This is a genomic window from Stieleria neptunia, assembly GCF_007754155.1.
GTDB lineage: Bacteria > Planctomycetota > Planctomycetia > Pirellulales > Pirellulaceae > Stieleria > Stieleria neptunia.
In genome coordinates this window covers 3,120,561-3,133,472 of sequence record NZ_CP037423.1, presented here as the reverse complement: position 1 = coordinate 3,133,472, position 12,912 = coordinate 3,120,561, and the positions used below count along the sequence as shown (strand labels likewise).

The 12,912-nt window shown below is 53.4% G+C and carries 9 protein-coding genes and 1 tRNA gene; 3 read left to right on the top strand and 7 right to left on the bottom strand.

From position 1 onward, the window contains the following. Positions 1-4: 4 nt before the first annotated feature. From Enr13x_RS11050 to Enr13x_RS11035, 5 genes are all read right to left on the bottom strand, one after another. Positions 5-3,523 (bottom strand): hypothetical protein, encoded by a 3,519-nt coding sequence (locus Enr13x_RS11050; protein ID WP_145386105.1) that lies wholly within the window; start codon positions 3,521-3,523, stop codon positions 5-7. Between the two features lies 1 nt (position 3,524). Continuing rightward, on the bottom strand, positions 3,525-5,357 hold the full coding sequence (locus Enr13x_RS11045; protein WP_145386104.1) for an NACHT domain-containing protein: 1,833 nt from the start codon (positions 5,355-5,357) through the stop codon (positions 3,525-3,527). Positions 5,358-5,404: 47 nt separating this feature from the next. Further along, positions 5,405-5,533, bottom strand: a complete 129-nt coding sequence (locus tag Enr13x_RS39365; RefSeq protein ID WP_261344175.1) for a hypothetical protein — start codon at positions 5,531-5,533, stop codon at positions 5,405-5,407. 475 nt (positions 5,534-6,008) lie between these two features. After that, positions 6,009-7,010 (bottom strand): tyrosine-type recombinase/integrase, encoded by a 1,002-nt coding sequence (locus tag Enr13x_RS11040; RefSeq protein WP_197455945.1) that lies wholly within the window; start codon positions 7,008-7,010, stop codon positions 6,009-6,011. Positions 7,011-7,084: 74 nt separating this feature from the next. Continuing rightward, a tRNA-Val gene (locus Enr13x_RS11035) sits at positions 7,085-7,158 on the bottom strand. 308 nt (positions 7,159-7,466) lie between these two features. Between Enr13x_RS11035 and Enr13x_RS11030 the strand changes: the two genes are divergently transcribed. Both Enr13x_RS11030 and Enr13x_RS11025 read left to right on the top strand, forming a co-directional pair. Next, complete coding sequence (locus Enr13x_RS11030) at positions 7,467-8,546, top strand: AHH domain-containing protein (protein ID WP_145386103.1); 1,080 nt, start codon at positions 7,467-7,469, stop codon at positions 8,544-8,546. A gap of 9 nt (positions 8,547-8,555) precedes the next feature. After that, a complete protein-coding gene (locus tag Enr13x_RS11025) occupies positions 8,556-9,119 on the top strand; it encodes an imm11 family protein (RefSeq protein ID WP_145386102.1) in 564 nt (187 codons plus the stop codon). 368 nt (positions 9,120-9,487) lie between these two features. Here Enr13x_RS11025 and Enr13x_RS11020 read toward each other — a convergent pair whose 3' ends face one another. Next, a complete protein-coding gene (locus Enr13x_RS11020) occupies positions 9,488-9,970 on the bottom strand; it encodes a hypothetical protein (RefSeq protein WP_145386101.1) in 483 nt (160 codons plus the stop codon). Between the two features lie 2 nt (positions 9,971-9,972). Then, positions 9,973-10,545: a DUF2380 domain-containing protein gene (locus Enr13x_RS38890; RefSeq protein WP_231744208.1), complete on the bottom strand. Its 573-nt coding sequence runs from the start codon at positions 10,543-10,545 to the stop codon at positions 9,973-9,975. Positions 10,546-11,317: 772 nt separating this feature from the next. Between Enr13x_RS38890 and Enr13x_RS11010 the strand changes: the two genes are divergently transcribed. Further along, positions 11,318-12,616 (top strand): hypothetical protein, encoded by a 1,299-nt coding sequence (locus Enr13x_RS11010; protein ID WP_145386099.1) that lies wholly within the window; start codon positions 11,318-11,320, stop codon positions 12,614-12,616. The last annotated feature ends 296 nt before the right edge of the window (positions 12,617-12,912 follow it).

Below are 12,912 nucleotides of genomic sequence, written 5' to 3'. Positions count from 1 at the left end.
TCCCTCATTCTTTTGGCTGCGGCACATCTGCAGGGTGGGAAGCAGGCGCAAGTCGATCACGAATCCACACAACCAGTTCGTCTTCGGCACTTTCATTCTTGTCAAAAACTAGGTTTGAAAACTCCGTTAAGTCCGAGGGCGAAAAGCGAAGTCGTTGAGAGTCAGTCGCCAGCAGTCGGTCTGCAAGCGTCCAAATGCTCAGGCAATATGGGTCACGGTCTCGAAGGACATCCGCCACTACTCTAACAATCAGTACGACTATCGGCGTCCGAAGATTGGACGATACGCGATCGTCCGGCGACACGAGTCGTGTGGCCAAGTCCGAACCTTCAATCGCCGGTTGTAATCTTTCCGCAATCTGCGCGGCCTCTTGCTTTGACAGCGCAAGCTCGGCCTCCTGTAGAACTCCCAAGACTTGGTTGAACATTAGCTTGGGATGGTCAGTAACGCGATCCCGACCTGGATATTCCGACTGCCCGTTGAAACGAATCTCTGTTCCGATCCGAGATTTTGATCGGACGTTGCCAACAAGCACTCTAGAATTTTCGCGTCCATGGATCGCAAGCGTCACTTCGCGATCATCGTGCCAAAAACCTAGTCGCCCAGACAGATCGACGGCCAAGCCACCCCATGCGTATTTTTCGGATTGGTCGAAACGGTGCTGTCTCCATAACAATATTTTGGCCGAGATCTCTGACCCATCTGAAAGCACGAATTTACCGTCGACTTCTTCGATGTCGCCAGCCTCATGTGACCAAGGTTCAGACCACTTCTCGGTAGTCTTCTTCCACTGTTTTTCAATCTGCTTTGTTGCTCTCTTTAATAGCGTGCGAATCCAAATCGGGCACGGCTCACGGCTCACAAATTGCTTGATCCGACGAATTGTGTCGTCGTCTCCGAACTTGCCCAAAGCACGAACGAGTCGAAAGCACTCAGCAGTGTCTGGATTTTGATTGCGACATAACACGAACAATTCTTCGAGATACTGGTCGGCCCAGGCACGCTGTCGTCGTCGAATCAGCACATCCTGAAATGCATCTCGTACGGCTGGCTCTCTATGGCTTTGGAAACCGAGCTTGCCCACAAAACCGTCTGGATAGTGGTCCCTTGGTAACCATTCGACTAATTCGGCCGCCCGTCGTTCCAGCTCGACATTGTCAGTGTCTGTCCAGAGTTGACAGATCGAGAACAACTGTTCGTGGTCGAGTTGCGACAAAACCCGGTAGGCCGACCGACGAACCTGGAAAGCTGAATCTTGCATGAACGAAATCAAATACTCTTTGACCTTGTCCTCTTTGATCGCGGAGAGGGCAACGTAAGTAGCGTCGCATAGGGCGGCTTTACCTTCGACCATCCAACGCTGCCACTGATTCGATTCAACGATTTCAAGTAGCGAGTACGGTGACAGTTTAGCTAGGACCAAAAACAGGCCAGTGTCCGTCGAATATTCGGTGTTGAGAAAAAGAACCCGTCTGGCGAAGCTATCGACTACATTATTCGCGTTCAACTTGCCGGCACGAGAAACGGGACGTATCAACTGATAGAAAACATCGGGTTTTGCTCGCTCAAATGCGGATGCCATCGCGTGCGAATACTTGCGAACGTTCAGGGCATACATCAATCCCAATAGATACGCTTGCCAACCGACGATAGACTCAGGCTGGCTAAGCTTTACGATCTCGGAAGACGACGAGAGACCTAGCCGATCAAGCAACCAGATTTCCTTGTCTGCATCAAGCCAGTCTCGGCGAATAAAAACCTCCATTGCTCGCCAATGCAAAGGCTCATCAGGGGACCGAGTGTAGGACCAAATCCGGTCTCGCCACTGCTCTGCACTGCTGAACTGAGTTCGGGCAATTGCCTCGAGTGCTTCGCCGCGTGTGAACGGCTTAAGTGATTCGTCGTCGACTAGATCAATCAGCCGATCGAATAATTTTCCGCGAACGTAGCCTGTCAACACAAGTCGGCAGAAGACGGATGCCGCTGCTTCACGTTGATGTTCTGCATCACCTTTCGATACCAACTCAAGCAACGTTTCTGGAATGTCGCTGTCACCCTGTTCGATCCGAGCGATCGCCGTCTCGGCAATCGCATCAACCGTAGCGAGTAGCACATCGTCCTGGTATACAAATCCAAACTGGGAGATCGCATCGAATGCGGTGCGACTCCGACTCGACTGAACCAGTGCGATAAGCCCTGTGTGACGGAAGAAGTGTTGATTGTCTTCGTCATCAGATTGGTGACCAGATCGAACAAGATCAAGCAACGGGGATGGCAGTTGCCCAACCGATGTACACGCCAGCAATCTTGCAATATCACTTGCGACGAACCCACTTGACTCGTCGACAACTGATTTTTCAATGAACTCGCTGGTCGGTAGAAAACCAATTTCGAGCAGCGTTTCAAGCGCATCTGGCTTGAGTTTTGATGTTGTGGTAGCCCACTGCCCTCGATGCCCACTGCTACTGGCGACAATTGAGGACAATTGCTTCAGAACCACTTCGTTTTCTATATTTCGCCAGCCGACAAGGTGTGCTGGCTTCACCAGCTCCGCAAGTCGCATCAAGTAGATGTAAGTCCAGTGGTGCGAATTTGCCTGGTCGTCGCCGTCGACCTCAGCTAACCAGCAGAAATGATCTTCGATCACGCTGGCCGAGTTGCAGCGGAAAGAATATTCGTGCGATTGACTCACTTCTTTAGGATGCTCTCGAAGGAGTGACCAAGCGAGATCGTGAATCGGATCATGGTCCGAACAGCGATCGACAGCTCGCGTTGCAACGCTGACTGCGAGGCTCCTACCCAGTCCCTTCTCCTTTTCTTCATTTTCACCTGCGAACGAGGATTTGAGAAACTTGATCGCAATTTCTGGGCGATCTGGGCCAACGAGCTCTTGAATTGTAACTCGCGCAAGATGAGTGCCCCCGTTCTGTTCAATCTGTGTCTCCGCTAAATCGAGAATCGCGGAGTGTTCGTCAATACTCAAGCCCGTTGAAATCAATACTGAAGCGGCCGTTTCGGCATGCGCTCCATCAGATTTAGCGATCTCCCAGAGAAGAGTGTTGAGAGATTGGGTGCGATAGCCAAGACTTGCAACGCACCAGAAGTACGGCTTCAGCGGACAGGTGCGAATGCGTTCTTCCAGAGCACGCAACACGTCGTTGCGAACTTCAAACATCACGCTGTGCGGGAACTGGTACACCCAGTTGCGAATGTTCTCACGCAGGTACTGCTGGTCGATCGAAAGCCTCGGAGAACTCTCACTATCATCTTCTTCGAGCACGACGAAAGGCAGTACATCAAACTCCACGATTTCCGCAACCTGCTCCGGCGCAGATCGCGTAGCACTGGCCGCTGCCTCGCAAAGTGAATTAGCTAGGTTAACAGAATGACCATGCCCGACGACATCACGTACGGCCAGCACCTCTGCAAAGAGGTCTCGAACATCATCGAGCGACCGTGCATGCTCTAGCCGCTGCGATAGCCGAAGTCGGACCTCGTCTCTTACTGTAAATTCCTTTGACATTTCAGGTCACTCCTTTCGCTAAGAATTCGCATAGCCACGGTCGCTTCCATTTCCAGGTTTGTTGATTCGCATCAATCACGCCAGCTGAAATGGCTTCCTGGAATACCTTATCTTGGCTTATCTCTGGACAACCCGCCTCAACGCAAGGATCAAGCCAGTCTTCCTTCCGAAATCCATCTCGTTCTGGATCGTCTACAAACCTTTGCGCGCTTTTGGTCAAAGCGATTTGAGCAGCATTCAAGACCAGATTGCCAACACGCTTCTCAACTTTTGCGTAGAACCACTGAATGTAGGTGCTCGCTAACTTCGAGAGCGCATCGTATCCACCGTCTAGGAAATCGTGCTTCTCTTCATTTGTTAAGTTAGCGAAGCATCGCCAAAGGACTGGATGATGAATGATATTCATTCGGGTCGGATCAATTGGACGATCGGAGGATGGACTCGTGTTCTTAGGATTTCCATGACGAAGGCTGAGGTGACTCCGAATGCGTTTCGTCACGGTTTCGTTAAAACGCAGTTCGTTCAACAAGCTGAGTATTTCCTTCGGTGTAAAGTCCTTTAACACGAATGGGGTTGGCGTAAATGGAAACCCGAACCCACCTCCGCTGAGCCCACGCAGGTCGTCTTGGTTCCGGCATGAAATGACCACGCTAAACTGAGCGACACCCGACTGACTATATTCCTTGCATGCGTCGAATATCAATTGGGTCAAGAAGCTACGAGCCTCAGGCGGTAGCCCTTGCAGTCCATTCCGTTCGTCGACACCGTCTACATAGACTGCGAGGCAAGGGCGACCAGGACACGCTCGCTCCAATCTCGATACTGAACGTCTCCATGAATTCTGGTCTGGATTTTCAACTTGGTGGCGCCATTCCGCGACCGCTCTTTGAATGCTCGTGCCACTAAGCTCGGAAGCCTTCACGATGAGTGCGAAGCCCGGCGGGAGTCCACGGGACGCGAGGTTTGCCATTGCCGCTCCACTCATCGCAACGGACTTCCCACATCCGCCTTCGCCTCGCACTAGGACAAACGGTTGCATGCTCGCCGCGTCTGCGATCTCGCGAAATATCTCGCGATCAGTTGTAATTGCTAGGTCCGTCTCAAAGTCCTTAAACTGCTCAACTGCAGCTTGTTGAACACCATGGGAGCGGTCTTCCGTAAGGCTCGTAGGATCGTTGCGGCCCAACAGATTCTTAATCAACAATTGTCGAGTAACTTCGCGTTCACCAGGCGATTTCGCGACGCTATCAAGGAAGCCAACGATCGCATTGATACCAATTTCCACTTCATGGTCATGCATACCATGCCGGTCAGCAATCTGGGCGATCTCTTTCTTGCACGACGCAAGATCGCAAGGTTCAAATGTCAAGTTGCTGAATATTGGATACAGAACTGTGAATTTATATTTCTTCGCGGAATCTGCGTCTAAGTTCTTGTGCAAAAACTCCTTGAAAGCTTTGGGCGACTTCGATTCGGCGAACCACCGATTCGCTTCGTCGTCGCGTTCGCGATTCGTCGTTAAACAGTACTCGAAGTCTTTGGTTTCGCCACCTGATGCGTTCACGCTTCGGAGAAACGCATCCAGTATATCTCGTAGATCGCTTGGCTCAATCTTGGCACCCACACTTGAGTACTTGTATTGAATCAGCTTGGTTCTTCCCGTATTTCCACGAACCGGCCTGACGACACCATCTTGGCCGTGCTTTTCAAGCACGAATACCGCTACCGGGTCCGTGTTGCTGTCGTCGTTGAAGTAGAGCTTTAAGGCATCACTGGCTGCGGCAAGTTGCTGAAAAAAGAAGCCAGCAATCGAATAGTGCCCAGATTCCTTCAATGTGCTCTGTCCTCACCAATGGTAGGAAGGTGAATCGCGTTTGTCCGTCAGGAATGATACCAACACAAATTGACTGCGTCAGCAGGGCGGCCTTTTCGAGAATTGACGGTCAGGTCTTTGACGTTCTTGATCTCGGCACCGTCGATCGCCAGGACGTCATCGAGACCGAGTTTCACTTATGCTGACATCTTTCGATTCCATCCGTGGTTGAGAGACTATTTCACCGAGTCACGCCAAGACTTCGGCAGGCGTGCTCGGTTGGCGATGAGGGCAGGTTTCATGAACGGGCGTGCGGGAAAGCGGCGTGGTTTACTCGCGCCGCGGCATTCGTTCTCTTCTTCGATCAATCGTGTGGCTCGGCTGGCTTGGGCGATCGTGAGCAGTTTGATGCGGGCAAACTTTCCGGGCTGCTTCGCACGGATCGGACCGAACTCGCCGACACGGAAACGATGTCGCTTCAGTTTGCGTCGTTTGGTAACAACGCACCGAATTCATGCAGGTTCCACAACCGGCAAGCGATCTCGGAGTAGAAAAGGTTCGCGGACTCTCTTTGGGGAGCTGCAGGTCGATTTCGATGCCCCGGCGGCCGACGCCGGTGTATCCAATCGGCCGACTCAGTACGCTCGGTCGGAAGCCATCCCAAATCTGGGGCTACGAACGGGTAGCGGAAATGCCGGACGCATTTTTTGCTTGCTTTCGAAGAAAGTCGACGTTTTGGGCGAGGTGGGCGTAGTTGTTGATCATTCGGGTGTCTTTGTGGCCCATGAGGTGCGATAGGGAGACGGTGTCGACGCTGCGGATCAGGGCGTTGGTGGCGTAGCTGTGGCGGGCTCCGTAGGCGATGACTCGGAAGCCGACCTTTTCGGTGATCCGCGTCAGGCGGCATTTGATCGAGTCCTTGGTCCAGGGATTGCCTTGCGAGTTTAAAAAGAGCGGACCGGTGGGGCGTTCGGAAAGCAGGGGCTTGATGATGGCTTGCGCCTCCGGTGTCATGAAGATGACGCGGGAATCGGTTTCGCCTTTGGATTCGTCCGGTGGGAAGATGACGAGATCGTCGTGGACGTGGCGGGATTCGAGAGTGCGTGCCTCTTTGGGGCGGCAGCCGGTTGCCCAGAGGAAATCGAGGAGGGGGATGAGCGGGCCGATGGCGTGGGATTTGATCTGCTTCCACTGCTCTGGCGTGTAGACGATTTCACGACGCTTGGCTTTGGGCTTCTTTATGCGGGGAAGCGGGCTCGCGGACAGGTAGCCTTGATCGACTGACCAATTGAGCATCCGTTGAACGATGGTCATCGCGTCGTTTCGGCTGGTGGAGCTCCAGCTGTCTTTGTTCGTCCAGGTCGTGAGGTGGTGCGGTTTGAGCGCGCACGGCTTCATCGTTTTTCCGATCGACTCGATGAAGCTCTTGAGATAGTGCTTGTGTTTGTCGTAGGTGACCTTTTTGCGGTTGTCCTGGACCCAATCGAGGTAGCACTGGGTGAGTTCGTAGACGGTGCAGAGTTCGGCACGGACTGATTGCCGATCGAGCATCAGGGCGTGGTACTTTTCGAAGGCTTGCTTCTTGTCTTCGCCGAGGGTGACGCGCTGACCGTCGATGGTGCAGACCCACCGCTTTTGGGCTTTGCGGTAGTACGGCTTGGGCTGGCGTGGCATCGTTCGCTCCTGAAAAGGGTACCGAAAAGGGTATCTTCAGGAGCAAGGCTTGCAAGAAATGCAGAAAAGACAAGTGGGCGATACTGGATTCGAACCAGTGACCTCTGCCGTGTGAAAGCAGCGCTCTAACCAACTGAGCCAATCGCCCGGGCCGTCGTGGACGGTTTGGGAAGAACTTAACCTGCCAATTTGACACCTGCAAGGCCGGCGGGTTCGCATTTCTTGAAGATTTTTGCTCGGCCGTCGAGCCAAGTGAGCGACTCTGGGATCAGTTGCTCGAAGCCGCCTGAACTTTACTCCAGCGGTCGCGAAGCCGGGAATGCCAATCGGCCCGACCCGATCATGTAGACTGCGGGGGAAGTGGCCGCCACCAGACGCAGGGCTGTCGCACCTTGATGAGGCATCACCGAGGTTTTTCGTGCGCTTTGCCTGCCGATCTCCGCATCCGCATTCACCATGAACACCGCACCTTGGAAAACGCGACGCACCGAACCGGATGGTGCCTTCACGAGGGAGCCATCGGGATCGCACACCCGGATCGTGTTGCACTACGTTTCGATCGGAAACGGGTCGCGTGCCGAGATCAGCTACTGCTACGAGCCCGACGAGCGGATCGTCCTGGCCGGAGGCACCGCCGTTGCCGCAACGTCTCTCGCGCCCGGGGACCGCATCTGTCTTGAAGATGGCGCAACGGCGGAAATCACGCACACCGAGGACGTCCCCTGGGAACCGTATGATCCCGAGCAACCGCCACGAATCGTAGGGACGGTCAAATTCACTGGCTACTTTCAACGAATTGACTTTGGCGTATTCGGCGGCGGTTCGGTCGGAACCACTCCCGAGCACGCTTTCTGGTCCATCGACCGAAACTCGTGGGAACCGATTGCGAGCTTCCAACTCGGCGAAGCGTTGCTCACCGGCGGCGGGACCGTCGCACGCTTGCAGTGGATTTCAAAACCCTACTTCGCGGATTGCGAACTTCGGAACATCGAAGTTGAAGAAGTGCACCGGTACCAGGTGGGGGAAGCACCGGAAGGCGGTCTTTGGACTCACAATGGGATGGGCAACGGGTGCCAAGTCCCGAAGGCGAAGACGGTCCCTCGAAACAAGTCGTCCGCCATTCTGGACGACCTCGTCGATTCAGGAAACGTTCAAATCAAAACGGCAAAAGGAGCCGGTGCAACAAATGTCGACAATCACCACATCGCAACGAACAAAAGTGAATTTTGGGGGCGGTTGTTCAAAGAGGTCTTCGATCCCGCGCGAATCAGCCTCGACGACCCGATCAACAAGGTTATGATACCTGGGCACAAAGGCGGACATGGTTTCTACAACTACGTCATTCTTGAGCGGCTAAAAGATGTCGTGAGAGGCGTGAATCCAAATTCCCAACGTTACAAGCGACTATTGCAACGCGAATTGTTGATTATTCGCCGTCAGCTTCTTGATGAATCAACCGCCCTCAGTGGCATCTTGAGATCGGCTTCATCACTCGAAGAGGCACGTTTGGCTCGCAGTTTAGCACGAAGGTTATAGATTAAACCGATGACAGGAAAATGGTACCAGTTGACACTGCGGGAGGGTGACCAAGGAGAAGCGTTGCTAAAAGTCCCCGTCGACCAGGGGATTCCAGAATTCAACATTTGGGACCTCAGTGCAGGCAGTCCCTTGGACTTGGCCAATCCCCTTCAAATCGAACTGGAGCGGGATGGGGTGCTTGCCGACATCTATTTGACAGCCTTCGATGTGATGGTCGTCTCGCCGAGCACGGCTGAAATCCTCAGGCAAGACGCGGCTTCGGATATTCAGTTGATCGATGCAGTCTGCTCGAACGGCGGCGAGATGTTTGTCGCGAATATTTTGTCATCGGTGGATTGCATCGATCGTGAGCAATCGTCAATCATCTACCATGAAAAGACTGACAGGTTCACGCGACGAAAAGCCGGTGACATCCAGGTCGTGACGCGTTTGGTCGTCGACAAGAGCAAGCTGACGACGCCAACGATCTGTCGAGTCTCAAACTACCGATCTGCAATCATTTTGCGCCAGGACCTCGCCGAAAGACTGCAGCACGCTTCGCTTTCCGGCGTCGCGTTCGTCGAGGTCTGATCGGCGTTAGATAATCGGTGCCACCCACCTAATGCAGTTGGAGTTACTCAACGGCTGAATTGATAGCAAAGACGATCGCCGGTCGTTGCCGCGCGACTTTGGTGGGTGGCAACGTTTGGAAGGACGGTGGGTGGCACCAATTGAAGATCAGGTGATTGCAAATTGCAAATTGATCATTTCAAAGTGCAAATTGGGGATCACGCGATGCCGAAGCCGGGGAACATCTCCGATGACAATCGAAGTCGTAACACAAAATCCCGAAGTGGCATGTTCCATTCGCTCATCAATAGCCAATTTGCAATGTTCATTTTGCAATTTGCAATCCCTCGCTGATGGCACCAATTGGAAGGGTTAGCGTGTTTCTGCCGTCAACCCAACTCAAGCTGCTCGAAGAGTTTTTCAAGCACGGGGTCAGAGTTGCTTTTGGGTATCCACGATGCGTCAACATCGCTTTCTAGCAGCTGTTTCGCCATCGAAAGCAATCGTTCACGCAATTCGGGATTTTGTCCCGTACGGCTCACTTCAGTCACCCAGGCCCCAACTGCCCTCGTTCGGTTCGATCGACTGTTGTCGCCACAGTCCCAGCCCGCTCTACATTTTTCGACAATATTTCGGCATAGACAGTCGCGGATAACCCATTCAAGGCTGTCACTGCGTTTTGCTTCTTCGAACGCTAATGCAATTATTTGAATCGGAGGAATGCCACCAATTTTTTCAGCAACCGTTGCGTAAGGCACCGCTTCCATCGATCGCAACAGGGCGATGATTGACGAGAATCCGAGTGTCTTGGATGCGGTTCGCACGTTCTCCGGCCAACTGTCGGACCAGGGATGTGTAGATGATTCTGACATTGCTATGCCTTGGAGTACCGATGTGCCTGGGAAAGACCGGGAAGATCGAAGCGAGACAGAATATCTTCAGCGATTTGCAAGAGTTCTGCTTGATCCAATTTGCTTCCCTTGATCGTTTCAGCGTCTCGAATATAAGCCATCAATTCTTGCTCCCACCACCCAGCCTTTATGCCAAGAGGACCTCGTCCAGCGTGCAAAGCCTGATGGGTCAGGTCATCGACATCCACGACATAATCGTCGACGTCAATTCCGTAGTCATCCTTGAACCGCTTTCTTAGATGCTGGAGAAAAATGTGGTGCTCGGCATCGGGTGCCGCTTTGATCACGCGAGTGTTGGGGCTGATTTCACGAATCCGCTTTTCTCTCAAAGCATCGTCGATTCCAAGACTCGTTTTTGCCCTCGGAACTTGGCATCCGTTCTCCATCCCGTTGTGAGTCCAGAGACCGCCGGTCGGTGTGTGTCCGACTTGGTATCGATGGACCTGTTCGACTTCGATATTTCGAAGTTCGCACTGCGCCATGTAGGGAGCGGAAATCCATTCGAGTCTGGCCGCCTTGCCATCGGCCGTCAGCAATGCTTCGCCGAGCGTGAAGCTGGAAATGGGTTCCCACGAAGAGCGGTCGATGGACCAGAACGCGTGTTCCGGTGTTGTCCCAACGGCGGCCCCTCCAACGACGCCAAAATCGATTCGCTGAAAAACACCCGTGTAGCGAACGGTCCCGATGACCCTGGGGGGAAGCTCCGGGGCGTAGGGTTCCCAGGGGATCTCAGTGGATGCCGTTACGACGGCCGTGCCACCATCTTCCAGGAAAATTTGTGCACCGACTGGAACATTCGCGACGGGTACAACGTTTCCGTCAACGCAGTGAACCAATTCGCCTGGATCGTAGCAGTACGTGACGTCGGCCTTGTTGACCCCATCAACGCTCGAATACTCCAACAGAATGCGAGATGGTGTCTCATCGGCGGAGACACCGCCGCGGTCAGCGAGATGTCCTTTTTCGATCCCTGCGGTTTGCATTTTTGAAATTTCGATTTCTGGTTCCATTCGGCGATTCACTCCGACAAAACGCCCGAATCCGAGGTTGCAAACGGCAGTTTACCAAGTTTGGGAAATCCACTTCGCCGCGTCGTAGCCGGAAGCCTTTCCGACTTGCTTTCGTGGGCGGTTTGACGTTTCGCCGGGCGTTCGGCCGAACGATCGACGGGTGGTGAATGATCCGTACTGACGAACGCTCCTTTTTGCTGCTCGAGCGATTGATTCGTCATCCGATCGGGTGCTTTTGCCGTTACGTCTTGTTAAACTGCCAACCAGAAAACGAACGTATGACTTTTGAAGACTTGGCATGGCGAAGAACAAAAACACACGGAAGGCGCAACTCAAACGCGAGCGAAAACGACGTGCGGCCGCGAAAAAGAAACGTGAAAAAGCGCGGGCAAGGTTTCAGGCGAATCAGGATTTGGCGGTAGACCCCGCCCACTCATTCTCCTCGTTGTCTGGCGAGTTCGATTTCGGCCAATCTGCGGTTTCCCCGGATGTCGATGCCGATGCCGATGCCGACAAAAATCCTGAGATCGCCAAATGGTTCGATCGTTATTCGGCAGCGAAGGGGAATCAGCGCATTGAGATGGTCCGAGCCGCGTCAGAAGAGGACCTGGATCAAGAATGGCGTGAAGCTCTCTTTCCCGAGACGGTGTATGAAGCGGAGACGGGGGCTGATCCAGCCCAGTACGTCGATCTGTTGGAACACTTGGCGGAAAGCCATCGCGAGTTGTATCGGCAGGGGTTGCTGTGGTTCCTAAGAAGTCGCATCACGCACTACCTGTCGATTGACGACACGACGAGCGCGGAAACCGCCGTCGCCCAGGACGCCGATGAAATGACGGAAACGGGTGAAGCGTTCTACGGGACGGTCACCATGTTGCGGTTGGCAAATCTGGAAGCCGCCGCAGAATCACTGGTCCTGGCCGGATATCGCTGCATGGACGCAACCCAATTGATGCCTTGGGCGGTGGAAAAAATCCTGCACGTCATTTTCATTAAACACCTGCGTGAGTGTATCCAGGCAGGGGTGAACGACGAGTCCATTCGCATGATGGAGACCGCTCTTCAAGAGTTTGACCTGAGCCAGGACAAAGAGTTTGTCACCGTCCGCCGCGAGATCGTCGGCTGCGTGTCTGGCCAGAGCACAAGAGACTGGACAGAAAAGCAGCTGTCGGGCGATACTCAAAAATCGATTCGCAATCGCATGCTGCTCGCCTACGAATTCGCCGGCTGGCTGAACACACAGCAGTCAATCGCATTGTCGCCGGCAGACGTTTTGAGTGATCTGGTCTTAGAAACGTTCAGTCGAGAGAAGCTTGTGATGCGCGACTATTTTCGGGGCGTGCCAAAGACGGAGTTCGAAGCACATCTCGCCTCGATGCTGGGGTTCATGTCACTGGATCGATTTAAAGCTCCTGCAACACTGATCGCAGTGGAGTATTTTGGCGATTTCTTGTTCGATCGAAATCTGATCGATGCGAAGTCACTTGCGAAGACCAAGTCGACCGTCGAAGCGCTGGAACGTCAGATGAAGCGTGTGCTCAAAGACGAATGGAGCTCTTTTCGCTTTCTTGATTCCCTTCGACCGACCGAGGCGTAACGCGAAAATGGAGGCAGAATGATTCGGGGCAGAATGATCCTGCAGGTCCGAACCAGACTTCATCATCCTGCCCGGCGTCGCAGTGATTCGGACATGCAACGTGTGCGATCCGCCTCCTGATTTGCTAGCAAGAAGGTTGCCGATCGTGCGGGTTGGTTTGGTGGGTGGCACCAATTGGAGATCAGGTGATTGCAAATTGCAAATTGATCATTTCAAAATGCAAATTGGGGATCACGCGTTGCCGAAGCCGGGGAACATCTCCGATGACAATCGAAGTCGTAACACAAAATCCCGAA